A 26,273-nucleotide genomic window follows, 5' to 3' on the forward strand; every position below is an offset into this window, starting at 1 on the left:
GGCTTCACCGGCTCCGATCGCGGTCAGCCACGAGGTGCCGGTCGCATGGCCCAACTGGCGGGTGGCGAATCCGTACATGCCCACCGGGAAGACCACCTGGAACCCCGGCACCCCCTCCGCGTTCCTGTTCCGCCCACCCCCTCCGGAGGACCACCCCATGACCGCCCCCGTCTTCGTCGTCGAGACCGAGCGGATCGCCGCCGCCGCGCCCGGGGCGCTGGTGCGCCTGGACGGGGCGGAGGGGCGGCACGCGGCCGCGGTGAAGCGGCTGGAGGCCGGCGAGGCGGTGACCCTCGCGGACGGGCTGGGGCTCGGCGTGGACGGGACGGTCGCCGAGGTGCTCGGCAAGGACGCGATCGACGTCACGGTGGCCGCCGTGCGCCGGGAGCCGGAGCCGACGCCGCGGATCGTCGTCGTCCAGGCGCTGCCCAAGGGCGACCGCGGCGAGCTGGCCGTGGAGACCATGACCGAGGTCGGCGTGGACGTGGTGATCCCCTGGGCCGCCTCGCGCTGCATCACCCAGTGGAAGGGCGACCGCGGGGCCAAGGCGCTCGCCAAGTGGCGGGCCACCGCCCGGGAGGCGGGCAAGCAGTCCCGCCGGCTGCGCTTCCCCGAGGTGCGCGAGCTGATGACCACCAGGCAGCTGGCCCCGCTGCTGGTCCAGGCCTCCCTCGCCGCGGTGCTGCACGAGGAGGGTGCCGAGCCGCTGGCGCACGCCGCGCTGCCCGCGGCCGGGGACATCGTGCTGGTGGTCGGCCCGGAGGGCGGGGTCTCCCCGGAGGAGCTGGCCGCCTTCGCCGAGGCGGGCGCGAAGCCCTACCGGCTGGGCCCCTCGGTGCTGCGCACCTCCACCGCCGGGGTGGCCGCCGGGGCGCTGCTGCTGGGGCGCACCGGCCGCTGGGCGTAACCCCCGCACGCCGGTCGGGAGTTGCGGAAAACGGAGCGGCTCGTACCCGCACCTGCCTACGCTGGCGGCGTGACGGACTCCCTGAGCACCTCTGCGGGCGCCTATCTGCGCCATCCCCATCTGCACGGTGACCTGGTCACCTTCGTCGCCGAGGACGACCTCTGGCTGGCCCCGCTGGGCGGTGGCCGGGCCTGGCGGCTGACGGCCGATCACCTGCCGGTGCACCACCCCCGGTTCTCCCCGGACGGGCGGCACATCGCCTTCTCCTCCACCCGGGACGGCGCCCCCGAGGTGCACGTGGTGTCGGTGGACGGCGGGCCGTCCCGGCGGCTCACCCACTGGGGCAGCGACCAGACCCGGGTGCAGGGCTGGACGGCCGACGGCCGCCCGATCGCCACCACCAGCGCCGGCGAGGCCAGCGTGCGCCGCAGCTGGGCGCACGCGGTGCCGCTGGACGGCGGCGAACCGGTGCGGCTGCCGTACGGGCCGGTCGGCGGGCTCGCCTTCGAGCCGGACGGGGAGAGGGTGCTGCTGGTCACCGTCAACAACCGCGAGCCGGCCTGGTGGAAGCGCTACCGGGGCGGCCGGGCGGGCAAGTTGTGGCTCGGACGGGACGAATTCACCCGCGTGCACGAGGAGTTGGACGGGCAGCTCGACTCCCCGCTGTGGGTGGCCGGACCCGTCCCGCCCGATGGCGGACCAAGCGGTCGGATCGCCTTCCTGTCCGACCACGAGGGCGTCGGCGAGCTGTGGTCCAGCCGCCCGGACGGCTCCGACCTGCGCCGCCACACCGGTGACCCGGACGGCTTCTACGCCCGCAACGCCAGCACCGACGGCACCCGGGTCGTCCTCCACCGGGCCGGCGACCTGTGGCTGCTGGACGACCTGGACGGCACCGAGCCGCGCCGCCTGGACATCCGGCTGGCCGGCTCGCGCACCGGCCGCCGCCCCCGCCCGGTGCACGCCGCGCACTGGCTGGAGTCCGTCGCCCCCGACCGCACCGGCCGGGCCGGCGCCGTGGTGGTGCGCGGCAGCGTGCACTGGCTGACCCACCGCGAGGGCCCGGCCCGGGTGCTGGACGAGACCCCGGGCGTGCGGGCGCGGCTGGCCCGGGTGGTGCCGGGCGAGGACGGCGCCCAGGGCGTGCTCTGGGTGTCAGACGCCGAGGGCGAGGACGCGCTGGAGTACGCCCCGGCCGTGCACGGCGCCGAGCGGCTCCGGCTGGCCGCCGGGCAGCTCGGCCGGGTCAACTCGCTGGTGGTCTCCCCGGACGGCAAGAGGGCGGCGCTGGGCGTGCACGACGGCCGGGTGCTGCTGGTGGCGCTGGCCGACGGCGCCGTGCACGAGCTGGAGCGCAGCACCGATGGCGAGGTGAGCGGGCTGGCGTTCAGCCCGGACTCGGCCTGGCTGGCCTGGTCCCGCCCGGTGCACGGGGTGGGCCCGTACTCGCTGCGCCAGATCGTGCTGGCCAACCTGGCCACCCGCACCGTCAGCGAGGTCACCCAGCAGCGCTTCATCGACACCTCGCCCGCCTTCACCGCGGACGGCCGCTACCTGGCCTTCCTGTCGGTGCGCAACTTCGACCCGGTCTACGACGCGCACGTCTTCGACCTGTCCTTCCCGAACGGCTGCCGCCCGTACCTGATCACGCTGGCCGCCGACACGCCGTCCCCGTTCGGGCCGCAGCGGGCCGGGCGGCCGCTCGGCTGGGAGGAGGACGAGCCCAAGGCGCGGAAGGCGGACGGCGAGGAGGGCGCGGCCGATGCCGCCCCGGCGACCAGGGTGGACCTGGACGGCATAGCCGACCGGATCGTCCCGTTCCCGGTCGAGGGCGGCCGGTTCCACACGCTGCGCGCCGCCAAGGACGGCGTGCTGTGGACCAGGGTGCCGCTGCTCGGCGAACTCGGCGACGAGGCGGCCTCGCTGGAGGACGAGCGGCCGCGTCCGGTGCTGGAGCGCTTCGACCTCAGGAAGCGCCGCGCCGAGCAACTGGTGCACGGCGTCGACGGGTTCGCGGTCAGCGGGGACGGCACCCGGGTGGCCGTGCTGGACGAGGGCGAGCTGCGGATCGTCCCGGCCGGCCACAAGGCGGGCGGCGAGGACGACGAGACCGCCGTCGACCTCGCCCGGCTGCGGGTGACCGTCGACCCGGCCGCCGAGTGGCGCCAGATGTACGCCGAGAACGGCCGGCTGATGCGGGACAACTTCTGGCGCCCGGACCTGGGCGGCGTGGACTGGGCCGGAGTGCTGGAGCGCTACCGGCCGCTGGTCGAGCGGGTCGGCTCGCACGACGAACTGGTCGACCTGCTCTGGGAGGTGCACGGCGAGCTCGGCACCTCGCACGCCTATGTGATCCCCCATGGCCGCTACACCGAGCCGGCCCGGCGCCAGGGCTTGCTGGGCGCGGACCTGGTCAAGGACGGCGGGCAGTGGCGGATCGCCCGGATCCTGCCCGGCGAGTCCTCCGACCCCCGGGCCCGGTCGCCGCTGGCCGCGCCGGGCGCCGCGATCCGCCCGGGCGACGCGGTGCTGGCCGTCAACGGCCGCCCGGTGGACCCGGTCACCGGCCCGGCGCCGCTGCTGGCCGGCACCGCCGGGCAGCCGGTCGAGCTGACCGTGGCCGGCAAGGACGGCACCGACGAGCGCAACCCGGTGGTCGTCCCGCTCGCCGACGAGGAGGCGCTGCGCTACCACGACTGGGTGGCCGGACGGCGGGCCGCGGTGCGCGAGCTGTCCGGCGGCCGGCTCGGCTACCTGCACATCCCGGACATGCAGACGGCCGGCTGGGCCCAGCTGCACCGCGACCTGAGCACCGAGATGGCCAAGGAGGGCGTGATCGTCGACGTCCGGGACAACCGGGGCGGCCACACCTCGCAGCTGGTGATCGAGAAGCTGGCCCGCCGGATCGTCGGCTGGGACGTCATCCGGGACACCGACCACCCGGTGCCCTACCCGATGGACGCCCCGCGCGGGCCGGTGGTCGCGCTCGCCAACGAACTGTCCGGCTCGGACGGCGACATCGTCAACGCCGCCATCCAGGCGCTCGGGATCGGGCCGGTGGTCGGCACCCGCACCTGGGGCGGGGTGATCGGCATCGACAGCCGCTACCGGCTGGTCGACGGCACCCTGGTCACCCAGCCCAAGTACGCGCACTGGCTGGAGAACTACGGCTGGGGCGTGGAGAACCACGGCGTCGACCCGGACGTCGAGGTGCCGTTCGCCCCGCACCACTGGGCGGCCGGCCAGGACCCGCAGCTGGCCGAGGGCGTGCGGATCGCCCTGGCGGCCCTGGCGCGGACCCCGGCCCGGACGGCGCCGCCGCTGCCCTGGGCGTAGCCGTGGGTGAGATGGACGGAGGTTGAGGGTCCGGAGCGCGAAGTCGGTGGGGCCGACTTCCCGCTCCGGCCCCTGGGAATTAGGATGCGGGGCTGTCCTTGATCGGGATCTTGATCGACAGCTCACGGGGGAGCACATGGCGCAGGGCTATCCGCCGCCGCAGTACCCGCAGAACGCCCAGAACGGCTACGGGCCCAACCCGTACGCGCAGAGCCCGTACGGCCAGCAGCCGTATCCGGCCCAGCAGCAGCCGTACCCGCCGCAGTACCAACAGCAGTACCAGCAGCAGCCGTACGCGGCGAACCCGTACCCGCAGGCGCAGTCCACGCTGCCGCCGTGCCCCCAGGAGGCGTACGCCGGGCGGCGGTTCCTGGCGATCGTGCTCGACTTCGTCCTCGCGGTCGGCCTCGGCTTCGCTGCGGCCATCGCCGACGACAACACCGCGAAGCACGCAAAGCCCGTCGTGCACGCGGCCGGCCACGCTGCCGTGCAGAGCCCGGTGGTGCCCTTCTGGGTGGCGTTCCTGGGCGTGGGCCTGCTCGCCTCCTTCCTCAACCAGGTGGTGCTCGCCCGGCTCACCGGCTTCAGCGTGGGCAAGGGGATCCTGGCCATGCGAGTGGTGCGCCGCAAGCGCGTCATGCGCCCCAACATGTGGCGGCTCACCAGGCGTTGGCTGCTCGGCTTCGTCGTCCTGGCGGTGATCTTCCTGTCCGAGGACTTCGACGTGTCCGAGGGGGACATCGTCGGCATGCGCTCGGTGCGCTGGAAGCACCTGCAGGAGTATCAGCAAGCGGTCGGACGGCTCGGCTAGGCTGCGCCCGTACGGCCCACCAACCCACTGACGCGAGGAGAAGCCGATGGCCGGCGAGCCGCAGCCCGACTGCCTGTTCTGCAAGATCGTGGCGAGCGAGATCCCGGCGACCGTGGTGCGCAAGACCGAGCGCACCCTCGCCTTCCGCGACATCGCCCCCAAGGCCCCCGTGCACGTCCTGGTCATCCCGCACGTCCACTACCCGAACGCCGCCGCGCTGGCCGCGGCCGAGCCGGAGATCGCCGGCGAACTGCTCGCCGAGGCGGGCGCGGTGGCCAGGGACGAGGGCATCGAGGACTACCGGCTGATCTTCAACACCGGTGCGGGCGCCGGGCAGACCGTCTTCCACGCCCACGTCCACCTGCTCGGCGGCACGCACATGACCGAGAGCATGGTCTGACCTACGTGTCCCAGCGCGAACTCGTCGTCCTCGGCACCGCCAGCCAGGTGCCCACCCGGCACCGCAACCACAACGGGTACCTGCTCCGCTGGGACGGCGAGGGCCTGCTCTTCGACCCCGGCGAGGGCACCCAGCGGCAGATGCTGCACGCCGGGGTCTCGGCCACCCAGATCACCCGGATCGCGGTGACCCACTTCCACGGCGACCACTGCCTGGGCCTCGCCGGGGTGATCCAGCGGATCAACCTCGACCGCGTCCCGCACCCGGTCGACGTCTACTTCCCGGCCTCCGGCGACGTCTACTTCGAGCGGCTGCGGCACGCCACCGCCTACCACGAGACGGCCGTGCTGAGGCCCCGGCCGATCGACGAGCCGGGCCCGCTGCCGGCCCCCGGCGCCCGCTTCGCGCTGGACGCGATCCGGCTGGACCACCCCGTGGAGTCCTTCGGCTACCGGCTGTCCGAGCCGGACGGCCGCCGCCTGGTGCCCGAGCGGCTCGCCGAGTTCGGCGTCTTCGGCCCGGCGGTGGGCCGGCTGCAGCACGAGGGCGCGATCGAGGTGGACGGTCGGAGGGTCACCCTGGAGCAGGTCAGCGAGCCCAGGCCCGGCCAGAAGTTCGCCTTCGTGATGGACACCCGGCTCTGCGAGGGCGTGCACCAGCTCGCCGAGGGCACCGACCTGCTGGTGGTCGAGGCGACCTTCACCGACGCCGACGCCCACCTCGCCGAGGACCACGGCCACCTCACCGCGGGCCAGGCCGCCAAGGCCGCCGCCGAGGCGGGCGTGCGCACCCTGGTGCTGACCCACTTCTCCCAGCGCTACCCGGACCTCGGCCAGCACCTGGCCGACGCCCGCAAGCACTTCGACGGGGAGCTGGTGCTCGCCGCCGACCTCGCCCGGGTGCCGGTCCCCGCCCGCCGCCATCCGTGAACGGCACCGAAAACCCCGAGGCCGCATCCATCAAGAACGAAAAGGGCTCGCGTCGTCCTCCGATCTGCCGCAGCATCGTCGGGTGCGGCCCCGCCGCCCGCCGCAGCGATCACGCTCGCGGCGTACCCTGGTGCCCCGGAGAGACCGAGCGGCACACGACACTACGGATGGGATGAGGCAGGCCCCAGCGCCGACCTATGAGTGACACATCGCAGACCCGTACCAACGGACAGTCGCGCCCCGAACCGGCCGACGACGGCCGCGTGAGCGCCCGGATCGTCATCCCCGAGAAGCACCCGATGGTCACCCTGCTCGGCACGGCGGACTCGCTGCTGCGCGTGATCGAGCAGGGCTTCCCCGCCGCCGACATCCACGTCCGCGGCAACGAGGTGACCGCCACCGGGGCCCGCGCCGAGGTCGCCCTCGTGCAGAAGCTCTTCAGCGAGATGATGCTGGTGCTGCGCACCGGCCAGCCCCTGACGGAGGACGCCGTGGAGCGCTCGATCGCCATGCTCCGCAGCCAGGAGGAGGACCCGGACTCCCCGGCCCCGTCGCAGGTGTTCACCGCGAACATCCTGTCCAACCGGGGGCGCACGATCCGCCCCAAGACCCTCAACCAGCAGCGCTACGTCGACGCGATCGACAAGCACACGATCGTCTTCGGGCTCGGCCCGGCCGGTACCGGCAAGACCTACCTGGCGATGGCCAAGGCCGTCCAGGCCCTGCAGGCCAAGGAGGTCAACCGGATCATCCTGACCCGCCCGGCGGTCGAGGCGGGCGAGCGGCTGGGCTTCCTGCCCGGCACCCTCTACGAGAAGATCGACCCGTACCTGCGCCCGCTGTACGACGCGCTGCACGACATGATGGACCCGGACTCCATCCCGCGCCTGATGGCGGCAGGCACCATCGAGGTCGCCCCGCTCGCGTACATGCGCGGCCGCACCCTCAACGACGCCTTCATCATCCTCGACGAGGCCCAGAACACCTCGCCCGAGCAGATGAAGATGTTCCTCACCCGCCTCGGGTTCAACTCCCGGGTGGTGGTCACCGGCGACACCAGCCAGATCGACCTCCCGGGCGGTACCAGGAGCGGCCTCAAGGTCGTCCAGGAGATCCTGGCCGACGTGCCGGACATCCACTTCTCCGTCCTCACCAGCACCGACGTGGTCCGCCACAAGCTGGTCGGCCGGATCGTGGACGCGTACGAGCGCTGGGACGCCCGGCAGGAGGTCGAGGACAACGCCCCGGCCGCTCGCAAGCCGGCCCAGCGGCGCCCCGGTAAGACGACCGCGGCGCGCGCACCCCGACAGTCCCATCGCACCGAAAGCTGAGCACACAGCCCGTCATGTCGATCGACATCGCCAACGAGTCCGGCTGGGACGCCGACGAGGAAGCCATCCTCGACGTCGCCCGCTTCGCCCTGGACAAGATGCGGATCCACCCGCAGTCCGAACTGTCCGTGATCCTGGTGGACGGTGCGGCGATGGAGGAGCTGCACATCCAGTGGATGGACCTGCCCGGCCCGACCGACGTGATGTCGTTCCCGATGGACGAGCTGCGTCCCGGCAAGGAGGGCGAGGAGCTGCCGCAGGGCCTGCTCGGCGACATCGTGCTCTGCCCCGAGGTCGCCGAGCAGCAGGGCAAGGCGGCCCCCTCCAAGCACTCGATGGACGAGGAGCTGCAGCTGCTCACCGTCCACGGCGTGCTGCACGTCCTCGGCTACGACCACGAGGAGCCGGAGGAAGAGGAGGAGATGTTCGCCCTCCAGAAGCGCATCCTGGACGACTGGCGGGCGGGCCGCGGCCTCGGCGGCATCTCCCCGGCCCCCACCACCCACTGAGCGCGGAGCCCGAACCCCTGTGAGTGGTGAGAGTACGAGCTTCATCCTCGGCGCCGTGGCCCTGGTCGTGCTCGGCTGGTTGGCCGCGTGCGCCGAGGCGGGCATCTCCCGGGTCTCCCGGTTCCGGGCTGAGGAGGCCGTACGGAACGGGCGGCGCGGCTCCGCCCGGCTGCTGACCGTCGCCTCCGACCCGATCCGCTACCTCAACCTGGCGACTCTGATCCGGGTGGCCAGCGAGATGGCGGCGGCCGTCTTGGTCACCGCGGTGTGCCTGCGCAACATCCACCCGACTTGGCAGGCCGTGCTGCTGGCCTTCGGCGTGATGGTGCTGGTGTCCTTCGTCGCGGTGGGCGTCTCGCCGCGCACGATCGGGCGCCAGCACCCGATCTCCACCACCACCGCGGCCTCCTTCGTGCTGCTGCCGCTGGCGGCGGTGCTCGGCCCGATCCCGCGGCTGCTGATCCTGCTCGGCAACGCGCTCACCCCGGGCAAGGGCTACCGGGAGGGGCCGTTCGCCTCCGAGGCGGAGCTGCGGGCCCTGGTCGACCTCGCCGAGAAGGACGACCTGATCGAGGACGAGGAGCGCCGGATGGTGCACTCGGTCTTCGAGCTGGGCGACACCATCGTGCGCGAGGTGATGGTGCCGCGCACCGACCTGGTGATGATCGAGCGGCACAAGACCGTCCGGCAGGCGCTCACCCTGGCGCTGCGCTCGGGCTTCTCGCGGATCCCGGTGGTCGGCGACAACGAGGACGACGTGGTCGGCATCGTCTACCTCAAGGACCTGGTGCGCCGCACCCACATCAACCGCGAGGCGGAGGCCGAGGAGGTCGGCGCGGTGATGCGCCCGGCCGTCTTCGTGCCGGACTCCAAGCCGGCCGGCGACCTGCTGCGCGAGATGCAGCAGCGCCGCTCGCACGTCGCGATCGTGATCGACGAGTACGGCGGCACGGCCGGCCTGGTCACCATCGAGGACATCCTGGAGGAGATCGTCGGCGAGATCACCGACGAGTACGACCGGGAGATCGCGCCGGTCGAGGACCTCGGCGACGGCTCGTACCGGATCACCGCCCGCCTGTTGGTGGAGGACCTGGGCGAGCTGTTCGGCATCGAGCTGGAGGACGAGGACGTCGAGACCGTCGGCGGTCTGCTGGCCAAGCACCTCGGCCGGGTGCCGATCCCCGGCTCCTCCTGCGAGATCCCGCTGCCCGACTCCGACGACACCGGCCTGACCGGCATCCTGCTGACCGCCGAGTCCTCGGCCGGGCGGCGCAATCGGATCGGCTCGATGGTCGCCTCGCCCGTGCGCTGGACGGCCGAGGCCGCGGAGGCGGCGGGCGAGTAGCGGGTCCGGGGTCGCCGCGCGACCATGGAGGGCATGACGCACAAACTTCGCGCGGAGTACGGCCCGCAGGGGACGGCCGGCGGGGTGAAGTCCTGGCACGTGGTGCGGGACGGCGACCTGTCGACGGCGCTCTGCGGCCGGACCATGCCGGACGACGCCGAGACGCGGCCGGAGGAGGACTGGGGCACCGGGCTGCGCTGCTGCCAGCAGTGCGGCTCGCTCTACATGCACGAGGTGCCCCACATGCAGGGGAGCCACCCGTACAGCTAGGCCGTGGTCGAGCCCAGGAGGTCGCCATGAAGCTGCAGAACCAACTGCCCGTCGACCAGAAGCTCCGCACGGTCTGGCGGATCGGGGCGGGGCTCGGGGGGGTCTTCCTGATCGTGTTCGGGAGCCTGGGGCTCGCCGACCACCCGGGCTTCCTGGACACGAGGGGTGACGAGATCGGCGGGCTGTCGACCAACGGCGCGCTGGCCGTCCTGTCCATCGTGGCGGGCGCGATCCTGGTGCTCGGGGCGATCATCGGCGGGAACTTCGCCTCCAACCTCAACATGGTGGTCGGTGTGCTGTTCGTGCTCTCCGGCTTCTACGGGCTGGCGGTGCTCGGGCGACCGGAAGCGAACATCCTCAACTTCCGGATGGCGAACGTGCTGTTCGCGTTCCTCTTCGGGATCGTCGTCACCGCCTTCGGGATGTACGGCAGGGTGAGCAGTCACCTGCCGCACGACAACCCGTTCTGGCGCGCGCGGATCGAGCACGAGGAGCCGTTGCCCTCCGGGCCGAAGACCTTCGTCAAGATCATCAACCCCAACCCCGGGCGGACCCACCCGGTCGGCCACTGATCCGCGACGGGTGCCTATGCTCGGCGGCATGAGTGACATCGTCGAGCTCGACCCCGAAGACAAGAAGATCATCACCCTGGCCCGCTCGGCCCGCGCCCGCAACGGCGTGCCCGAGGGGGCCGCGGTGCGTGACGAGACCGGCCGTACCTACGTGGCAGGGACGGTCGCGCTGGAGTCGCTGAAGCTGAGCGCGCTGCAGACGGCGGTGGCGATGGCGGTGGCCAGCGGCGCGAAGTCGCTGGAGGCGGCCGCCGTGGTGAGCGAGGCCGAGCAGCTGGCCGAGGCCGACCTGGCCGCCGTGCGGGACCTGGGCGGGGCCGGGACGCCGGTGCTGCTGGCGGGTCCGGACGGGACGCTGCGGGTGTCGGCCGAGGCCCGCTGAGGGGCCTCGGCGGGTCGTGCCGCAGGTACTGCCCCCATGTACTCAGCCGATAATCTCACCGAGGGAGTGGACTCGGTGAGGGGACTGGGGCATGGGGGCGTTGGCGTTCATCGCCGGGCTGCTGCTGTTCGTGATGGGGATGGGCAAGTGGCAGGAGACGGACTCGCCGGCCTGGCTCTGGGGCTCGATCGGCTTCCTGGTGCTGCTGGTGGTGTTCTCGCTGATCGGGCGGGGTGACGACAAGGGCTGAGCACCGCCCGAACCCGGGGCCCGGACGGCGGGGCTCCGGTGATCAGGGAGAATGGAGCCCATGAATGCCCCTTCCTCCTCGTACCGCTCCGGGTTCGCGTGCTTCGTCGGCCGCCCCAACGCGGGCAAGTCGACCCTGACCAACGCCCTGGTGGGGACGAAGGTCGCGATCACCTCCGACCGCCCGCAGACCACCCGGCACACCGTGCGTGGCATCGTGCACCGCCCGGACGCCCAGCTCGTGCTGGTCGACACCCCCGGTCTGCACAAGCCGCGCACCCTGCTCGGCGAACGCCTCAACGACCTGGTCCGCACCACCTGGGCCGAGGTCGACGTGATCGGCTTCTGCCTCCCCGCCGACCAGAAGATCGGCCCCGGCGACAAGTTCATCGCCAAGGAGATCGCCGGGATCAAGAAGACCCCCAAGGTCGCCATCGTCACCAAGACCGACCTGGTCGACTCCAAGCGCCTGGCCGAGCAGCTCATCGCCATCCACCAGCTCGGCATCGAGCTGGGCTTCGAGTGGGCCGAGATCATCCCGGTCTCCGCGGTCGGCGACAAGCAGGTCGAGCTGGTCGCCGACCTGCTCACCAAGCTGCTGCCGGAGGGCGACCAGCTCTACCCGGACGGCGACCTCACCGACGAGCCCGAGCAGATCATGGTCGCCGAGCTGATCCGCGAGGCCGCGCTGGAGGGCGTGCGCGACGAACTGCCGCACTCGCTGGCCGTCGTGGTCGAGGAGATGCTGCCGCGCGAGGGCCGCCCCGCGGACCGCCCGCTGTTGGACATCCACGCCAACGTCTACATCGAGCGGCAGAGCCAGAAGGCCATCGTCATCGGTGCCAAGGGCTCCCGCCTCAAGCACGTCGGCAGCACCGCCCGCAAGCACATCGAGGCGCTGCTCGGCACCCCGGTCTATCTGGACCTGCACGTCAAGGTGGCCAAGGACTGGCAGCGCGACCCCAAGCAGCTGCGCAAGCTCGGCTTCTGACGGGGAGTCCGGCAGCGCCGCGATCGCACACCCATGAGTGCCGCGCGGGGGTTACGCGCCCTCGCGCAGTACCAGTGACACCAGCTCGCGCTGCGAGTCAGTGAGCTTGGGGTCGGCGCAGTACACCGTCCGGCTGTCGACGGTGATCTCGTAGTGGAAGCCGTCCGGCACCCCGTACGAGGGCGTGCGCAGCCCGCCGGCGACGGCCTCGCGGGCGAGCGCGTGGACGTGCGGGGCGTCCACGCGCTCGGCAGTGTCGAGCTCCGCGTGGCGGACGATTCCGGCGAGGCCGCCGGTCCGGGTCACCTGGATGCGCATGGTGTCCATGGTGCTACGCAGGGAAGGCTTTTGCGGCGCTTTTCCCGGACCGTGACCTTCGGGCCCGTCGGCGGGTCTTTGCCTGATCCGACAGGACCCACCGGACGGGCCCCGGGGCCCACCTCGAACGGGCATCGTTCAGCCCGGGCTGACCCCCACCTGCGCCCAGGCGGCCGTCACGGTGTCCGCGATCGAGGACTGGTCGGGGTAACGGGCCTTGGCGGCGGCCACGGTGGCCCGGGCGAAGGCGGTGAAATCGGCGTCGGCGGGCAGCCGGCGGCCGGTCAGCGCGTCGTACCAGATCCGCCCGGCGTGGTCCCAGGCCTGGCCGCCGAGGGCGGTGGCCAGCAGGTAGAACGCGTGGTTGGGGATGCCGGAGTTGATGTGCACCCCGCCGTTGTCCTCCGAGGTCTGGACGTAGTCCCGCATGTGCGCGGGCTGCGGGTCCTTGCCGAGCTGCGGGTCGTCGTAGGCGGTGCCGGGGGCCTTCATCGAGCGCAGCGCCACGCCCTGGACGCCGGGGGCGAGCAGCCCGGCGCCGATCAACCAGTCGGCGTCGGCGGCGTTCTGGTGCAGCGCGTACTGCTTGACCAGCGAGCCGAAGACGTCGGAGACCGACTCGTTGAGCGCGCCGGGCTGGTCGTGGTAATCCAGCCCGGCGGTGAACTGGGTGACGCCGTGGGTGAGTTCGTGGCCGATGACGTCGACGCATGCGGTGAAGTCGCCGAAGATCTCGCCGTCGCCGTCGCCGAAGACCATCCGCTGGCCGTTCCAGAAGGCGTTGTCGTAGTTCTGGCCGTAGTGCACGCTGGCGTTCAGGCACAGCCCCTGGCCGTCGACCGAGTCGCGCCCGAAGACGTCGGCGTACAGCGCGAAGGTGGCGCCGAGGCCGTCGTAGGCGTGGTTCACGGAGGCGTCGGCGGCCGGGGCCTGGCCCTCGGTGCGGACGGTGCGGCCGGGCAGCCGCTGGTGGTGCCCGGCGTCGGCGATCACCCGGTCGAGGCCCGGGGCCGCGGGGACCGGCGGGGGAGGGGCGAGGCGGGCCGCGCGATGGGCGGCGTCGAGGGCGAGGGAGCGGACGGCGGGCTCGTGACCGGCCTCGGCGAGGCGGTCCAGGACGTACGGTGGGACGATCGCGCAGAACGGGACTCCTGCAGTCATGGTCATGTGGCCCAGAGTGAGGCTTCGATGACCGGTTGTCATCACCTTTGGCATGACCAGTCGGCGTCTCAAGGAGTGGAACGGTAGCCCGGATCACTTCGGGGGCGCGCGGCCCTGGGTTACGCTGGGGCATCATGCGCAACGGGCTGCTTCTTCTTAGCTGCCGCGTCGAGGGCCTGTAGTCCCCAGGGGCCGGCTCCCTCGCCGCGGGGAACGAGCTGTGCGCGGAAACGGCGATCCGATGGCGAATCGCGAGCGGCAGCAGAGGCCGGCCAGTCGGTGTTGATCCATCCCGACCCGCCCCGCACCACGCATCCACAGGAAGCCGAGAGTCACCTCCATGACCGAGCAGACCTCCGCCGCGTCCGTCCCCGCCGCTCGCGCCTTCGTCGACCGGCCCACCCCGATCACCGCCGCCTCCGTGCGCCAGCAGCCCTCGGGCATGCGGTACGGGCGCTACCTGCCGTTCGGCACCGTCGACCTGCCGGACCGCACCTGGCCGGACAAGGTGATCACCAAGGCGCCGCGCTGGCTCTCCACGGACCTGCGGGACGGCAACCAGGCGCTGATCGACCCGATGTCCCCGGCCCGCAAGCGCAAGATGTTCGACCTGCTGGTGCAGATGGGCTACAAGGAGATCGAGGTCGGCTTCCCGTCGTCCGGGGCCACCGACCACGCCTTCGTGCGGTCGCTGATCGAGGAGGGGGCGATCCCGGAGGACGTCACCATCTCGGTGCTGACCCAGGCCCGCGAGGAGCTGATCGAGAAGACCGTGGAGTCGCTGGTCGGTGCCCCGCGGGCGACCGTCCACCTGTACAACGCGACCGCGCCGCTGTTCCGCCGGGTGGTGTTCCGCAACGACAGGGCGGCCACCAAGGCGATCGCCGTCGACGGCACCCGGCTGGTGATGGAGTACGCCGAGAAGCTGCTGGGCGACGACACCGTCTTCGGCTACCAGTACTCGCCGGAGATCTTCGTGGACACCGAGCTGGACTTCGCGCTGGAGGTCTGCGAGGCGGTGATGGACGTCTGGCAGCCGGGCGAGGGCCGCGAGATCATCCTGAACCTGCCGGCCACCATCGAGCGGGCCACCCCGAACGTCCAGGCCGACCAGTTCGAGTGGATGTCGCGCAACCTGTCCCGCCGCGAGTTCGTCTGCCTGTCGGTGCACCCGCACAACGACCGCGGCACGGCCGTCGCCTCCGCCGAGCTGGCCTACATGGCGGGCGCGGACCGGATCGAGGGCTGCCTGTTCGGACAGGGCGAGCGAACCGGCAACGTCGACCTGGTGACGCTGGGGATGAACCTGTTCTCGCAGGGCATCGACCCGCAGATCGACTTCTCCGACATCGACGAGGTGCGCCGCACCGCCGAGTACTGCAACCAGATGGAGGTGCACCCCCGCCACCCGTACGCCGGCGACCTGGTGTACACCTCCTTCTCCGGCTCGCACCAGGACGCCATCAAGAAGGGCTTCGACGTCCTGGAGGCGGACGCCAGGGCGGCCGGGGTGCCGGTGGACGAGCACACCTGGGGCGTCCCGTACCTGCCGATCGACCCGAAGGACGTCGGCCGCACCTACGAGGCGGTCATCCGGGTCAACAGCCAGTCCGGCAAGGGCGGTGTGGCGTACGTCCTGAAGAACGACCACAAGCTGGACCTGCCGCGCCGGATGCAGATCGAGTTCTCCCGGATCATCCAGGCCAAGACCGATGCCGAGGGCGGCGAGGTCACCCCGGCGGAGATCTGGCGGGTCTTCGAGGACGAGTACCTGCCGACCCCGGCCAACCCGTGGGGCCGGCTGTCGCTGACCGGGTCGCGCACCCTGACCACCGAGGACGGCCGGGACGCGCTGACCGCCGAGGCCGTGGTGGACGGCGCGACGGTGACCCTGAGCGGTGCCGGCAACGGCCCGGTCTCGGCCTTCGCGGACGCGCTGGCCCGGATCGGCGTGGACGTACGCGTGCTGGACTACGCCGAGCACGCGCTGAGCGAGGGCGGCGATGCCCAGGCGGCCGCGTACGTGGAGTGCGCGGTGGACGGCAAGGTGCTGTGGGGCGTGGGCATCGACGGCAACACCGTGCTGGCCTCGCTGAAGGCGATGATCAGCGCCGTCAACCGCTCGCAGCGCGGGTAATTCGTACGGGTGGTACGCGAAGGGCCGTTCGCAGGGGCGGCCCTTCGCCGCGTGCGGCACGCGCTGTGGCCTGCGCCACATCTTTTCGGGCCGGAAGCCGTTCGAGGTACTGACACGTGCCGGTAACCGTGGCAACATCGATCCACCGGAAAGCGGGTCGGTGGGACGGCCGCGGCGTCCGGTCGCGTGACCTGCCCATAGTTGTGCAGGCCGCCTGCCATGTCTGGGGAGTGGCGCCGTGACCAGGTTGTGGGGTGTTCGCCCGCGGTGGCGGACTGACGTTCTCGGTGACTTCTTCTGCCCGGGCTGCGGCGGGGACCGCAACTACCGCCGGCAGCACGGCCGCCGGTGGCTGCGGCTCCTGGGAGCCCCGGTGGTCCCGCTCGGGCCGGTGATCGGCAGCGTGCAGTGCACCAGCTGCCACGGCCGGTACGGCGTCGAGGCCCTGGAACAGCCCACCAGCGTGCGCCTCGGCGGGATGCTGCGCGACGGCCAGTACACCGTCGCGCTGGCCCTGCTGGCGGCCGGCGGCACCGCCCACCGGGCGGCCCGCGAGGCGGCCTGTACGACGGTGCGCGAGGCCGGGTTCGAGGACTGCGGCGAGGCCCAGGTGCTGGCCGCGCTCGCCGCGCTGTCCGGACTCGGCGGCGAACTCTACGACGCCCACGGGATGGCCGGCGGCCTCGCCGTGGAGCTGCACGCGGTGCTCGAACCGCTCGCCCCGCACCTGGCCCAGCAGGGCCGTGAGCGCCTGCTGCTGCAGGGCGCCGCGATCGCCCTGGCGGACGGGCGCTACCTGCCCCAGGAGCGCGAGGCGCTGGCCGCGGTCGGGCGCTGCCTGGCCCTGCCGCAGCCCGCGGTCACGGAGCTGCTGGAGGCGGCGACCCGGGCGCCGTACGAGAACCTCTAGTCCCGTCCCGGCCGTAGACCATTCGAATCCCCCACAAACGGGTCCGAACCCCCTCCGGACCCGCCGTGACCCGCACCGCAGTGGTCCTCCCCCACGGCCCCGGTGCGGGCACCACGGCTGCCCGACGGCGGCCGCCCCGGCCGCCCCGCGGCTGGGGGAGAATGGTCCGCATGAGTCTTTTCCGGGACGACGGCGTCGTGTTGCGGGCGCAGAAGCTCGGCGAGGCCGATCGGATCATCACCCTGCTGACCCGCCAGCACGGCAAGGTGCGGGCGGTGGCGCGCGGGGTGCGCAAGACCAAGTCCAAGTTCGGCGCCCGCCTGGAGCCGTTCTCGCACGTGGACGTGCAGTTCTTCAGCCGGGGGAGCGAACTGGTCGGGCGCGGGCTGCCGCTGTGCACCCAGGTGGAGACCATCGCCCCGTACGGCGGTTCGATCGTGACCGACTACGGCCGCTACACCGCCGGCACGGCGATGCTGGAGACGGCCGAGCGCTTCGCCGAGAACGAGGGCGAGCCGGCCGTCCAGCAGTACCTGCTGCTGGTGGGCGGGCTGCGCACGCTGGCGGCCGGGCTGCACGAGTCGCACCTGGTGCTGGACGCCTTCCTGCTGCGCTCGCTCGCGGTGAACGGGTACGGCGCGAGCTTCACGGACTGTGCCAAGTGCGGCCTGGACGGGCCGAACCGTTTCTTCTCGCTCCCGGCGGGCGGGGTGCTCTGCGCGGACTGCCGAGTGCCCGGATGTGCCGTACCCTCCCCTGAGACACTGGTACTGCTCGGGGCACTGCTGTCAGGGGACTGGCAGACGGCCGACGCCTGCGAGCCGCGGTACTGGCGGGAGGGCAGCGGCCTGGTCGCGGCCTATCTGCAGTGGCACCTGGAGCGGGGCATCCGCTCGATGAGATACGTGGAGAAGTGAGCACATGGCAGCGCGACGGCTCTTCGGCGGCGGCAAGCAACGGGCGTACGTTCCCCCGACCCCGCACCCCAGCGGCGCACAGCCCCCGAAGCTCCCCGGCGAGCTGGTCCCCAACCACGTCGCCATCGTGATGGACGGCAACGGCCGTTGGGCCAAGGAGCGCGGGCTGCCCCGCACCGAGGGCCACAAGGTCGGCGAGTCCGTCGTGCTGGACGTCCTCGGGGGCGCGATCGAGCTCGGGGTCAAGAACATCTCGCTGTACGCGTTCTCCACCGAGAACTGGAAGCGCTCGCCCGACGAGGTGAAGTTCCTGATGAACTTCAACCGCGACGTCATCCGCCGCCGGCGCGACGAGATGGACGCGATGGGCGTGCGGATCCGCTGGGCCGGCCGGATGCCGAAGCTGTGGAAGAGCGTCGTGCAGGAGCTGCAGGTCGCCGAGGAGCAGACCAAGGGCAATGACGCCGTGACGCTCTACATGTGCGTCAACTACGGCGGCCGGGCCGAGCTGGCCGACGCGGCACAGGCGATCGCGCAGGAGGTCGCGGCCGGGCGGCTGGACCCGAAGAAGGTCAACGAGAAGACCCTCGCCAAGTACATGTACCACCCGGACATGCCGGACGTGGACCTCTTCCTGCGCCCCAGCGGCGAGCAGCGCACCTCCAACTTCCTGCTCTGGCAGTCCGCGTACGCCGAGTTCGTGTTCCAGGACGTGCTCTGGCCGGACTTCGACCGTCGCGACCTGTGGCGCGCCTGCGAGCAGTTCGCGATGCGCGACCGCCGCTTCGGCGGGGCGATCCCGAACGACGTCGCCGGGCCGACGGGGCTGCCCGCCCAGCGCTGACGTCCGTGTGCTGATGTCCGTGTGCTGACGCCGGTGCGCTGACACCGGGTACGGCGAAGGGCCCGTGGGAGTCGCTCCCGCGGGCCCTTCGCCGTTGGTCCGTACAGGCTGCCCCTGCACGGGCCGCCGCTAGGCCTTCTCCGCGCACTCCGCGCAGGTGCCGAAGATCTCCAGGGTGTGCGCGATGTCGCTGAACCCGTGTTCGGCGGCGACCGAGTTGGCCCAGCGCTCCACCGCGGGGCCCTCCACCTCGACGGTCGCGCCGCAGTGCCGGCAGACCAGGTGGTGGTGGTGCCCGCTGCTGCACCGGCGGTAGACGGCCTCACCGTCGGCGGTGCGCAGCACGTCCACCTCGCCGGCGTCGGCGAGTGACTGGAGCGTTCGGTAGACCGTGGTCAAGCCGACGGAGTCCCCGCGGTGCTTGAGCAGGTCGTGGAGCTCCTGCGCGCTGCGGAAGTCCGCGATCTCGTCCAGGGCCGCCGAGACGGCGGCACGCTGCCGGGTCGATCGGGCGCGCGGCGACGGGCCTGCGGTGGTCACCGTGGGTCCTCCTGGGGTCGTGGGCGTCTCGCACCTCATTGTGCCAGTCCCGCCCGCCCCTCCGAGGTGGTCGTGCCGGAGGAAGTCCCTCCCGCGATTTGGTCGGGGATTTGGACGTCGCAGACCTTCGGTCCCTGGTCGGCGCCGCCGCGTCGGCGGTGGCGGCGCCGGGCGAGCGGCGCGGCGATCACGCTGAACACCGCGAAGACCGCGATGGCGAGCAGCACGATGGCCGGGCCGGAGGGCACGTTGAGGTGGTAGGAGCCGGTGACGCCGGCCAGCGAGACCACCACGCCGAGCGCGATGGCGGCGGCCTGGGTGGCGGCGAAGGAACGGGTGAGCTGCTGGGCGGCGACCACCGGGACCACCATCAGGGCGCTGACCAGCAGCAGCCCGACCACCCGCATGGCGACCGTGACGGTGACCGCGGCCATCACCGCGAGCAGCAGGTTGAGGGTGCGCACCGGCACGCCGGTGACCCGGGCGAAGTCCTCGTCCTGGCAGATCGCGAAGAGCTGGCGGCGCAGGCCGACGGTGACCGCGATGACCACCGCGCCGAGCACCGCGATCGCGGCGAGGTCCTCGGGGGCGACGGTGAGGATCGAACCCCACAGGTAGCTCTCCAGTGAGCCGGCCCCGGCCTGGGCGGAGAGCGAGACGAGCAGCTTGCCGCAGGCCATGCCGCCGTAGAAGAGCATCGCGAGGGCGATGTCGCCGCGCTGGTTGCCGCGCGAGCGGACCAGCTCCATGGTGACCGCGCCGAGCACGCAGACCAGCACGGCCATCCAGACCGGGCTGGTCTGGAAGATGAAGCCGAGGCCGACGCCGGTCATCGCGACGTGGCCCATGCCGTCGCCCATCAGGGCCTGGCGGCGCTGCACCAGGTAGATGCCGACGGCGGGGGCGGTGATCCCGACCAGCACGGCGGCGAGCAGGGCGCGCTGCATGAAGTCGTAGGAGAGCATCTCGGTCATGCGAGCAGCCTCGGCGGGGTGAGGTCGGCGTGCGGGTGGACGTGGTCGTGGCCGGGCAGCGCGTGCAGGCCGGTGTTGGGCACGGGCGGGCCGTCGTGGGCGACGCAGCCGTCCCGCAGCACCACGGCGCGGTCGATCAGCGGCTCCAGCGGCCCGAGTTCGTGCAGGACCAGGAGGACGGAGGCGCCGCGGCCGACCTCGGCGCGCAGGGTGTCGGCGAGCACCTGCTGGCTGGCGGCGTCCACGCCGGCCATCGGCTCGTCCATGATCAGCAGGTCGGGGGTGGCGACCAGGGCGCGGGCGATCAGCACCCGCTGCTGCTGGCCGCCGGACAGGTCGGCCACGCCGTCCGCGGCCCGGTCCAGCATGCCGACGGCGGCCAGCGCGCGGTCCACTGCCGCGCGGTCCTTGCGGCGGAAGGGCAGCAGCCCGTGCTGCGTCAGCCGTCCGGTGGAGACCACCTCGCGCACCGTCGCCGGGACGCCGGAGGCGGCGGTGGTGCGCTGGGGGACGTACCCGATCCGGTGCCAGGCGCGGAAGGAGCCGTACGGGGTGCCGAACAGCTCCAGGGTGCCCTGCTCCAGCGGCACCGAGCCGATCACGGCCTTGACGGTGGTCGACTTGCCGGAGCCGTTGGCGCCGAGCAGGGCGACGACCTCGCCGGGTTCCACGGTGAGGTCGACGCCGCGCAGCACCGGCCGGCCGCCGCGCGAGGCGACGGCGTCACGGAGGCGGACGGCCGGGGGTATCGGGTGGGTCATGGTGCTGCGTCCTGTCAGCTGGTGGCGTTCGCGCCGAGGGCGGCCTGGAGGTTGGCCAGGTTCTGCTTCATGACGGAGAGGTAGTCGTCCTTGGAGGGGTCCTTGACACCCTCCAGCGGGTCCAGGACGGCGGTCTTGAGGCCGAGGTCCTTGGCGACGGTGTCGGCGAGCTTGGGGCTGGCCAGGGTCTCGAAGAAGATCGTGGTGACGCCGTTGTCCTTGGCGGCCTTCTGCACCTCGGCGAGACGGGCCGGGGTGGGATCGGACTCCGGGTCGACGCCGTTGATGGCGACCTGGGTGAGGCCGTAGTGGTCGGCGAGGTAGCCGAAGGCGGCGTGGCTGGTGACGAAGGTCTTGGTCTTGGTGTCCTTCAGTCCGTTGCGGAAGTCCTGGTCCAGGGCGGTGAGCTCGGTGACCAGCCCGTCGGTGTTCTTCTTGTAGTCGTCGGCGTGCGCCGGGTCGGCCTTGGCGAACTCGTCGCCGACGCTCTTGGCGATCGCGGCGTAGCGGGTCGGGTCGAGCCAGATGTGCGGGTCGCCGGCCGGGCCCTCGTGCTTGTGGCCGCCGGCTTCCTTGGTGTCCTCGTCGAGGTGGTGGTCGACCAGCGGGCTGGCGGCGGTGGCGTCGATCTCGTGCTTGCTGCCGGACTGGTCGACGGCCTGGTCGACGGTGGGCTGCAGGCCCTTGAGGTAGACGATCGCGTCGGCCTTCTGGACGCTGGCGACCTGCTTGGCGGTGAGCTCCAGGTCGTGCGGCTCGACGCCGGGGGCGGTGAGGTCGGTGACCGAGACGTGGTCCTTGCCGATCTGCTGGGCCAGGAACTCCATCGGGTAGAAGGACGCGACGACGTTCAGCTTGCCGTCCGTGCCCTTGGCACTGCTGCTGCCGCCGCAGGCCGTGAGGGCCAGGGAGGCGGCGAGGGCGGTGGCGGCCAGGGCTAGGGAGGAGCGGGCACGTCGTCGGATCATCATGACAATCATTATCATCTCAAGTGGAAATGATTGTCAACTCACTCGGATGGGTGAACGGCAGGTGGCGATGGGTGGGGGAGGACGGACGATACCGATTTGAACCCCGTACCCATATGGCCGGTAACCTGAGGTATTCGGGTACGCGCAACCAGCCGTGCCCTGACCGTGCCGTACGTACTGAAGAGAGCACTGTGGCCGCCGACAAGATCGACACGATCGTCAGCCTGAGCAAGCGCCGTGGCTTCGTCTACCCCTGCAGCGAGATCTACGGCGGCACGCGTGCCGCCTGGGACTACGGGCCGCTGGGTGTCGAGCTCAAGGAGAACATCAAGCGCCAGTGGTGGCGTGCGATGGTCCAGGCCCGTGAGGACGTCGTCGGACTGGACTCGTCGGTGATCCTGGCCCGCGAGGTCTGGGAGGCCTCCGGCCACGTCGCCACCTTCAACGACCCGCTGACCGAGTGCCTCTCCTGTCACAAGCGTCACCGGGCCGACCACCTGGAGGAGAAGTACGAGGCCAAGCACGGCTTCCCGCCGCCGAACGGCCTCAAGGACGTCAACTGCCCCGACTGCGGCACCAAGGGCCAGTTCACCGAGCCCAAGGACTTCTCGGGCATGCTGAAGACCCACCTCGGTGTCACCGAGGAGGCCAGCGGCCTGGCGTACCTGCGCCCGGAGACCGCCCAGGGCATCTTCACCAACTTCAAGGCCGTCCAGACCACTTCGCGCAAGAAGCCGCCGTTCGGCATCGCCCAGGTCGGCAAGAGCTTCCGCAACGAGATCACCCCCGGCAACTTCATCTTCCGCACCCGCGAGTTCGAGCAGATGGAGATGGAGTTCTTCGTCAAGCCGGGCGAGGACGAGCAGTGGCACGAGTACTGGCTCCAGCAGCGCTGGGACTGGTACGTCGGCCTCGGCCTGCGCACCGAGAACATGCGGCTCTTCGAGCACCCGAAGGAGAAGCTGTCCCACTACGCCAAGCGCACGGTGGACATCGAGTACCGCTTCAACTTCGGCGGCTCCGAGTTCTCCGAGCTCGAGGGCATCGCCAACCGCACCGACTACGACCTGTCGGTGCACAGCAACGCCTCCGGCCAGGACCTCAAGTACTACGACCAGGAGTCCGGCGAGCGGTACTTCCCGTTCGTCATCGAGCCGGCGGCCGGCCTCAACCGCGCCATGCTGGCCTTCCTGATCGACGCCTACTTCGAGGACGAGGCGCCGAACGCCAAGGGCGTCATGGAGAAGCGCGTCGGCATGCGGCTCGACCCGCGCCTGGCCCCGGTCAAGGTCGCCGTCCTGCCGCTGTCCCGCAACGCCGACCTCTCCCCGAAGGCCCGCGGCCTGGCCGCCGACCTGCGCACCGCCTGGAACGTCGAGTTCGACGACGCCGGCGCGATCGGCAAGCGCTACCGCCGCCAGGACGAGATCGGCACGCCGTTCTGCGTGACGGTCGACTTCGACACCCTTGAGGACAACGCGGTGACCGTCCGCGACCGCGACAGCATGTCGCAGGAGCGCGTGTCGCTCGACCAGGTGAAGGCGTACCTGGGCGCGCGCCTCATCGGCTGCTAGGTCGGCTCCTCCGGCTCCGGGAGCCCCCGTCCGCCCCTGATCGCAGGGCGGACGGGGGCTCCTTTTGTTGTGCCGTCCTTCATGCCCCCTACCGCCGGCCCCAGCGGGAGCGCGGGGCGGCGGTAGGGGCGGTCGGCAGACCGGCGGTGCGGAGGGCGGCGAGGGTGGTGCGGTGGCGGGTCCCGTCGGCGAGCAGGGCCGCCAGCAGCTGGCCGTAGAGGTCCGGGGTGCCGTTCAGGGCGGTGGCCAGGCGGACCAGTTCGACGGGCGGGCGCAGGGCGACCAGCTCGGTCAGCAGGAGGGTGGCGAGCGCGGGCGGCAGCTCGGTGGCCAGGTCGGCGAGGTCGGGGGTGGGGCGGCCGGCGGCCTGGCGGAGCAGGGTGCGGACGTCGGTGGGGCGGCCGTGCTGCTGGAGGCAGGCGGCGAGGGAGGTCAGCTCGGGCGTCGGGGCGGAGCCCCACTCCCAGAGCAGGGTCGCGCCGTCGGCGCGCTGACCGGCCCGCTCCAGGGCCCCGAGGAGGTCGGGGACCGCGGCCGCCGGATAGGCCCAGAAGGCGTGGAACAGCTCCGCCGCCTCCTCCGCCAGCCCCAGTTCGCGCAGCTCGGCCAGCACCGCGACGGCGTGGTCGGCGGCGCCCCGGGCGGCCGTCCGGGCGAGGTGGAGCGAGGCGCCGGTCGGGCCGCGCTGGGAGAGCAAGCCGACCAGCAGGGCGGCGTCGGCGGGGGCGAGGAGGGTGGCGGCCTGGTTCAGCAGCTCCTCGGCCTCGGGGAGGGCGCCGGTGCGGTGGAGGGTGGTGATCCGCTCCGTGAGGCCGCCGAGGTCGGGCCGGGTGGGGGGTGGCGGTGGGGTCTGCCTCGGCTGGGGTTCCGGTTCCTCGTGGGGATGCTGCCGCTGTCTGAGCTGGATTTCCAACTCCTCCAGCTGGTCGCTCAGTTGGAGGCAGCGGGCGCCCAGGTCCTCGCGGAGGGTGCGGGCCTGGGCGAGCTGTCGCAGGAGGTCACCGTCCGGGCGGTGGCGGCCCGGGGTCGCGCGTATCGCCTCGTTCAACCGCCGTTCGCGCTGGCCGGCGTAGCGGCTCGCGCGGAGTAACTCGTCCAGTTCTGCCCGGAGTTCGGCGGCCTGTTGCTCGCCGCTCGGCTGCTGGCCTGCGGATTCTGCCGTCGGCCGCATACGCATGATCGCCCCAACCTGTCCATCCAGACCCTGACTGTGGGACATCCTGGCGTTGTTATGTGGCTGGGGAGTTAAGAGCGCACGACCAGTCGTGCCCGAGTGGTGTCAAGGAGCGCGCAGAGGGCGGTCGTTGCGAGAAGTGCGCCGGTCGCGCTCCGCAGCAGGGTCGCCTCGTAGTACGGGCCGGGGGCGATCCGCGCCACGGCGTAGCCGACGATCGCACCCGCCACCGCGGCCGGGAGCAGCCGCAGGGTGTCCCGCCGCAGCGCCGCCGCCAGTACCACCAGGCCTGCGGCGCCCGCGAGTTGGGGCGTGGCGAAGGTTCCGGCGTAGCGGATCGCCAGGGCCGGGACGAGGAAGAGCGCGAGCCCCCGTCCGATCGTCCCGGTGAGCGCGCCGCCCCGGGGGCCGGTGGGCGACGGCACCCGGTGCTCGACGAGTCGGGTGGCCACGAGAACCGTCAACGCCGCTACGGCGGACGGCAGGTGCCCGCCGATCCGGGCGAGGTCGTAGAGCAGCACGGTGTCGTACAGCACCAGCATCAACTGCCCGTAGGCCCACAGGTCGAGCGCGAACAGCAGCGGGCTGCGCGGGGGCCGATGCCCGGCGGGTTCGCGCCTCGCCAGCCAGGAGATCAGCACCGGTGTGACGGCCCCGGAGAACACCCGCAGGAGGATGTCGTCCACCGTGTACGGATTCCGCAGGTCCCACTCCACCGCGCAGAACGCCACCGTGTACGAGGCGGCCGCGAGCGGGATCAGCGGCGAGCGGGCCACCCGGACGTACAGTTCCCGGTCCAGTCGCCGCAGCACGGCGACGAACGCCAGCAGCACGAGCGGGAGTTCGAGGAACGCCTGCACCCGGAGCACGGAGGGAGCCAGCAGTTCCGGTGCTGGGAAGTGCGCGGCGAGGCGGTCCAGGCGCGGTACGTCGAACCACCCGGGCGGCAGGTAGCGGGTGATGAACGCCGTGCTCCCGCCCTTCACCCGCTGGACGTAGACCGCGACCAGCGCCTGGTTCAGGAAGATGAGCGCCGTGACGAGGGCGAGTGCGCCTTCGGGGCCGAAGCGCCGTTCGCGTCCGGGTCGGGCCTCCCGGCGCAGCACTCCGGGCGTCAGCAGCAGGGCGGCGACGGTCGAGACCGCCACCGCCCCGTCCAGCAGCGGGACGACCGGCCTCACTGCGCCAGCCGGGCCCGCGCCTCCATCAGCGCGAAGCCGAGCAGGTTCAACCCCCGCCACTCCAGCGGGCGTTCGGCGCGGATGTCGTCGGAAGGGAGGCCGATGCCCCAGATCCGGTCCAGCGGGCTGGCCTCGACCAGAACCCGGCCGCCCGTGCCCAGCAGGTAGTCGCGCAGCGCCTCGTCCTGGCTGAACTTCGCGACATTGCCCTCGACGACCAGCTCGAACCGGCCGGCCGTCCAGGTCCGGTCGTCGAAGTCCTTGACCAGTCGGCCGAGCTTCTTCGCCTCGGCGGGCGTGCGCGCCTCCAGGACGCGCTGCTCGATGGCCTCGTCCCCGAACATCCGGGCCTTGCCGGCCATCATCCAGTGCTCGGCGGACGCGTACGTCACCCCGTCGACGGTGAACCGCCCGGGCCACCACTGGCTCAGGCACTCCTGGCGCGTCCCGCCGCCCTTGCGCTGGGTGTGGCCCCAGAACATCACCCACTTCGGCCGGGCCCCGGCGGCCATCAGGGCGGCCAGGTCCTCGCGGTTGCGGACGTCGGCAAGGTCCCCCACATGCTGCTTGCTCATATCGTCATTCTGACACAAAGACCCGGCGGTGGCCCGCCGGGTTTCTGGATTGGGCCGTCGATGGGATGGTGCGATGATCGGGCGGACGGAACGGGCGGTGGGGCGGTGGGGCACTGCGCGAGCGGGACACCACACGCGGCCTTCCGACGAGTCTGTTGGAGAAGCTGCCGCCCTGGGTGAAGTCTGCGAAGCACCGGACGGAGC

At 72.0% G+C, this 26,273-nt stretch carries 27 protein-coding genes; 18 read left to right on the forward strand and 9 right to left on the reverse strand.

From position 1 onward, the window contains the following. Positions 1-157 precede the first annotated feature (157 nt). The 13 genes from ACWC9T_RS30280 to era all read left to right on the forward strand — a co-directional run bounded on the left by ACWC9T_RS30280 (position 158) and on the right by era (position 12,032). Entirely contained in the window at positions 158-907 is a 750-nt protein-coding gene (locus ACWC9T_RS30280) for a 16S rRNA (uracil(1498)-N(3))-methyltransferase (protein WP_449824237.1), read from the forward strand. Positions 908-976: 69 nt separating this feature from the next. Continuing rightward, the gene (locus tag ACWC9T_RS30285; RefSeq protein ID WP_449824238.1) at positions 977-4,243 is read left to right on the forward strand and encodes a S41 family peptidase; all 3,267 of its coding nucleotides are present in this window, start codon (positions 977-979) and stop codon (positions 4,241-4,243) included. Positions 4,244-4,379: 136 nt separating this feature from the next. Then, positions 4,380-5,054 (forward strand): RDD family protein, encoded by a 675-nt coding sequence (locus tag ACWC9T_RS30290; protein ID WP_449824239.1) that lies wholly within the window; start codon positions 4,380-4,382, stop codon positions 5,052-5,054. A gap of 46 nt (positions 5,055-5,100) precedes the next feature. Beyond that, positions 5,101-5,454 carry a histidine triad nucleotide-binding protein gene (locus tag ACWC9T_RS30295; RefSeq protein WP_449824240.1) on the forward strand — a complete coding sequence of 118 codons (354 nt, stop codon included), beginning with the start codon at positions 5,101-5,103 and terminating at the stop codon, positions 5,452-5,454. 5 nt (positions 5,455-5,459) lie between these two features. Then, on the forward strand, positions 5,460-6,383 hold the full coding sequence (locus ACWC9T_RS30300) for a ribonuclease Z (protein WP_449824241.1): 924 nt from the start codon (positions 5,460-5,462) through the stop codon (positions 6,381-6,383). A 197-nt stretch (positions 6,384-6,580) separates the two neighbouring features. Next, positions 6,581-7,714 (forward strand): PhoH family protein, encoded by a 1,134-nt coding sequence (locus ACWC9T_RS30305; RefSeq protein WP_449824242.1) that lies wholly within the window; start codon positions 6,581-6,583, stop codon positions 7,712-7,714. Between the two features lie 14 nt (positions 7,715-7,728). Then, entirely contained in the window at positions 7,729-8,223 is a 495-nt protein-coding gene (ybeY, locus tag ACWC9T_RS30310) for an rRNA maturation RNase YbeY (RefSeq protein ID WP_030061268.1), read from the forward strand. A 19-nt stretch (positions 8,224-8,242) separates the two neighbouring features. Continuing rightward, positions 8,243-9,568 carry a hemolysin family protein gene (locus tag ACWC9T_RS30315; protein WP_449824243.1) on the forward strand — a complete coding sequence of 442 codons (1,326 nt, stop codon included), beginning with the start codon at positions 8,243-8,245 and terminating at the stop codon, positions 9,566-9,568. A 33-nt stretch (positions 9,569-9,601) separates the two neighbouring features. Then, positions 9,602-9,838, forward strand: coding sequence for a hypothetical protein (locus ACWC9T_RS30320; RefSeq protein ID WP_355669474.1), 237 nt, complete (start codon positions 9,602-9,604; stop codon positions 9,836-9,838). A 26-nt stretch (positions 9,839-9,864) separates the two neighbouring features. After that, a complete protein-coding gene (locus tag ACWC9T_RS30325) occupies positions 9,865-10,410 on the forward strand; it encodes a DUF4383 domain-containing protein (protein ID WP_449824244.1) in 546 nt (181 codons plus the stop codon). Positions 10,411-10,426: 16 nt separating this feature from the next. Further along, the gene (locus ACWC9T_RS30330; RefSeq protein ID WP_449824268.1) at positions 10,427-10,792 is read left to right on the forward strand and encodes a cytidine deaminase; all 366 of its coding nucleotides are present in this window, start codon (positions 10,427-10,429) and stop codon (positions 10,790-10,792) included. Positions 10,793-10,883: 91 nt separating this feature from the next. After that, positions 10,884-11,042 (forward strand): hypothetical protein, encoded by a 159-nt coding sequence (locus ACWC9T_RS30335; protein ID WP_355669471.1) that lies wholly within the window; start codon positions 10,884-10,886, stop codon positions 11,040-11,042. Between the two features lie 60 nt (positions 11,043-11,102). Beyond that, a complete protein-coding gene (gene era, locus ACWC9T_RS30340) occupies positions 11,103-12,032 on the forward strand; it encodes a GTPase Era (protein ID WP_355669470.1) in 930 nt (309 codons plus the stop codon). Between the two features lie 51 nt (positions 12,033-12,083). On the opposite strand, the gene ACWC9T_RS30345 is transcribed toward era, so the two are convergent. Both ACWC9T_RS30345 and ACWC9T_RS30350 read right to left on the reverse strand, forming a co-directional pair. Further along, the gene (locus tag ACWC9T_RS30345; protein WP_449824245.1) at positions 12,084-12,350 is read right to left on the reverse strand and encodes a protealysin inhibitor emfourin; all 267 of its coding nucleotides are present in this window, start codon (positions 12,348-12,350) and stop codon (positions 12,084-12,086) included. 138 nt (positions 12,351-12,488) lie between these two features. Next, complete coding sequence (locus tag ACWC9T_RS30350) at positions 12,489-13,511, reverse strand: M4 family metallopeptidase (protein WP_449824269.1); 1,023 nt, start codon at positions 13,509-13,511, stop codon at positions 12,489-12,491. A gap of 340 nt (positions 13,512-13,851) precedes the next feature. On the opposite strand from ACWC9T_RS30350, the gene leuA reads away from it, so the two are divergent. The 4 genes from leuA to ACWC9T_RS30370 all read left to right on the forward strand — a co-directional run bounded on the left by leuA (position 13,852) and on the right by ACWC9T_RS30370 (position 18,319). Next, positions 13,852-15,648, forward strand: coding sequence for a 2-isopropylmalate synthase (gene leuA / locus ACWC9T_RS30355; RefSeq protein WP_449824246.1), 1,797 nt, complete (start codon positions 13,852-13,854; stop codon positions 15,646-15,648). A gap of 238 nt (positions 15,649-15,886) precedes the next feature. After that, entirely contained in the window at positions 15,887-16,558 is a 672-nt protein-coding gene (locus ACWC9T_RS30360) for a TerB family tellurite resistance protein (protein WP_449824247.1), read from the forward strand. Between the two features lie 170 nt (positions 16,559-16,728). Next, on the forward strand, positions 16,729-17,475 hold the full coding sequence (gene recO, locus ACWC9T_RS30365; protein WP_355669466.1) for a DNA repair protein RecO: 747 nt from the start codon (positions 16,729-16,731) through the stop codon (positions 17,473-17,475). 4 nt (positions 17,476-17,479) lie between these two features. Continuing rightward, positions 17,480-18,319 carry an isoprenyl transferase gene (locus ACWC9T_RS30370; protein WP_449824248.1) on the forward strand — a complete coding sequence of 280 codons (840 nt, stop codon included), beginning with the start codon at positions 17,480-17,482 and terminating at the stop codon, positions 18,317-18,319. 129 nt (positions 18,320-18,448) lie between these two features. On the opposite strand, the gene ACWC9T_RS30375 is transcribed toward ACWC9T_RS30370, so the two are convergent. The 4 genes from ACWC9T_RS30375 to ACWC9T_RS30390 are packed head-to-tail and all read right to left on the reverse strand — an operon-like array spanning position 18,449 to position 21,565. Next, the gene (locus tag ACWC9T_RS30375; RefSeq protein ID WP_449824249.1) at positions 18,449-18,859 is read right to left on the reverse strand and encodes a Fur family transcriptional regulator; all 411 of its coding nucleotides are present in this window, start codon (positions 18,857-18,859) and stop codon (positions 18,449-18,451) included. A 35-nt stretch (positions 18,860-18,894) separates the two neighbouring features. After that, positions 18,895-19,833 carry a metal ABC transporter permease gene (locus ACWC9T_RS30380; RefSeq protein ID WP_449824250.1) on the reverse strand — a complete coding sequence of 313 codons (939 nt, stop codon included), beginning with the start codon at positions 19,831-19,833 and terminating at the stop codon, positions 18,895-18,897. Next, positions 19,830-20,594 (reverse strand): metal ABC transporter ATP-binding protein, encoded by a 765-nt coding sequence (locus ACWC9T_RS30385; protein ID WP_449824251.1) that lies wholly within the window; start codon positions 20,592-20,594, stop codon positions 19,830-19,832. The genes ACWC9T_RS30380 and ACWC9T_RS30385 overlap by 4 nt, the downstream gene beginning before the upstream one ends. Before the next feature lie 14 nt (positions 20,595-20,608). Next, positions 20,609-21,565 carry a metal ABC transporter substrate-binding protein gene (locus tag ACWC9T_RS30390; RefSeq protein WP_449824252.1) on the reverse strand — a complete coding sequence of 319 codons (957 nt, stop codon included), beginning with the start codon at positions 21,563-21,565 and terminating at the stop codon, positions 20,609-20,611. A gap of 191 nt (positions 21,566-21,756) precedes the next feature. Here ACWC9T_RS30390 and ACWC9T_RS30395 point away from each other — a divergent pair, with 191 nt between their 5' ends. Continuing rightward, positions 21,757-23,139 (forward strand): glycine--tRNA ligase, encoded by a 1,383-nt coding sequence (locus tag ACWC9T_RS30395; RefSeq protein ID WP_449824253.1) that lies wholly within the window; start codon positions 21,757-21,759, stop codon positions 23,137-23,139. Positions 23,140-23,227: 88 nt separating this feature from the next. On the opposite strand, the gene ACWC9T_RS30400 is transcribed toward ACWC9T_RS30395, so the two are convergent. The 3 genes from ACWC9T_RS30400 to ACWC9T_RS30410 form a co-directional block, all read right to left on the reverse strand. Then, positions 23,228-24,316, reverse strand: coding sequence for a hypothetical protein (locus ACWC9T_RS30400; protein ID WP_449824254.1), 1,089 nt, complete (start codon positions 24,314-24,316; stop codon positions 23,228-23,230). 68 nt (positions 24,317-24,384) lie between these two features. Then, positions 24,385-25,494: a hypothetical protein gene (locus ACWC9T_RS30405; RefSeq protein ID WP_449824255.1), complete on the reverse strand. Its 1,110-nt coding sequence runs from the start codon at positions 25,492-25,494 to the stop codon at positions 24,385-24,387. Beyond that, complete coding sequence (locus ACWC9T_RS30410; RefSeq protein ID WP_449824256.1) at positions 25,491-26,069, reverse strand: NADAR family protein; 579 nt, start codon at positions 26,067-26,069, stop codon at positions 25,491-25,493. The genes ACWC9T_RS30405 and ACWC9T_RS30410 overlap by 4 nt, the downstream gene beginning before the upstream one ends. Positions 26,070-26,273 lie beyond the last annotated feature (204 nt).

Source organism: Kitasatospora sp. NPDC001159, assembly GCF_053598235.1.

Excerpts from the sequence above, each read along its gene's own strand:
- ACWC9T_RS30280 (WP_449824237.1), top strand. The coding sequence starts at position 158 with ATGACCGCCCCCGTCTTCGTCGTCGAGACCGAGCGGATCGCCGCCGCC.
- ACWC9T_RS30290 (WP_449824239.1), top strand. The coding sequence starts at position 4,380 with ATGGCGCAGGGCTATCCGCCGCCGCAGTACCCGCAGAACGCCCAGAAC.
- ACWC9T_RS30295 (WP_449824240.1), top strand. The coding sequence starts at position 5,101 with ATGGCCGGCGAGCCGCAGCCCGACTGCCTGTTCTGCAAGATCGTGGCG.
- ACWC9T_RS30305 (WP_449824242.1), top strand. The coding sequence starts at position 6,581 with ATGAGTGACACATCGCAGACCCGTACCAACGGACAGTCGCGCCCCGAA.
- ybeY (WP_030061268.1), top strand. The coding sequence starts at position 7,729 with ATGTCGATCGACATCGCCAACGAGTCCGGCTGGGACGCCGACGAGGAA.
- ACWC9T_RS30320 (WP_355669474.1), top strand. The coding sequence starts at position 9,602 with ATGACGCACAAACTTCGCGCGGAGTACGGCCCGCAGGGGACGGCCGGC.
- ACWC9T_RS30325 (WP_449824244.1), top strand. The coding sequence starts at position 9,865 with ATGAAGCTGCAGAACCAACTGCCCGTCGACCAGAAGCTCCGCACGGTC.
- ACWC9T_RS30330 (WP_449824268.1), top strand. The coding sequence starts at position 10,427 with ATGCTCGGCGGCATGAGTGACATCGTCGAGCTCGACCCCGAAGACAAG.
- ACWC9T_RS30335 (WP_355669471.1), top strand. The coding sequence starts at position 10,884 with ATGGGGGCGTTGGCGTTCATCGCCGGGCTGCTGCTGTTCGTGATGGGG.
- era (WP_355669470.1), top strand. The coding sequence starts at position 11,103 with ATGAATGCCCCTTCCTCCTCGTACCGCTCCGGGTTCGCGTGCTTCGTC.
- ACWC9T_RS30345 (WP_449824245.1), bottom strand. The coding sequence starts at position 12,350 with ATGCGCATCCAGGTGACCCGGACCGGCGGCCTCGCCGGAATCGTCCGC.
- ACWC9T_RS30350 (WP_449824269.1), bottom strand. The coding sequence starts at position 13,511 with ATGACTGCAGGAGTCCCGTTCTGCGCGATCGTCCCACCGTACGTCCTG.
- leuA (WP_449824246.1), top strand. The coding sequence starts at position 13,852 with ATGACCGAGCAGACCTCCGCCGCGTCCGTCCCCGCCGCTCGCGCCTTC.
- recO (WP_355669466.1), top strand. The coding sequence starts at position 16,729 with ATGAGTCTTTTCCGGGACGACGGCGTCGTGTTGCGGGCGCAGAAGCTC.
- ACWC9T_RS30370 (WP_449824248.1), top strand. The coding sequence starts at position 17,480 with ATGGCAGCGCGACGGCTCTTCGGCGGCGGCAAGCAACGGGCGTACGTT.
- ACWC9T_RS30380 (WP_449824250.1), bottom strand. The coding sequence starts at position 19,833 with ATGACCGAGATGCTCTCCTACGACTTCATGCAGCGCGCCCTGCTCGCC.
- ACWC9T_RS30385 (WP_449824251.1), bottom strand. The coding sequence starts at position 20,594 with ATGACCCACCCGATACCCCCGGCCGTCCGCCTCCGTGACGCCGTCGCC.
- ACWC9T_RS30390 (WP_449824252.1), bottom strand. The coding sequence starts at position 21,565 with ATGATGATCCGACGACGTGCCCGCTCCTCCCTAGCCCTGGCCGCCACC.
- ACWC9T_RS30400 (WP_449824254.1), bottom strand. The coding sequence starts at position 24,316 with ATGCGTATGCGGCCGACGGCAGAATCCGCAGGCCAGCAGCCGAGCGGC.
- ACWC9T_RS30410 (WP_449824256.1), bottom strand. The coding sequence starts at position 26,069 with ATGAGCAAGCAGCATGTGGGGGACCTTGCCGACGTCCGCAACCGCGAG.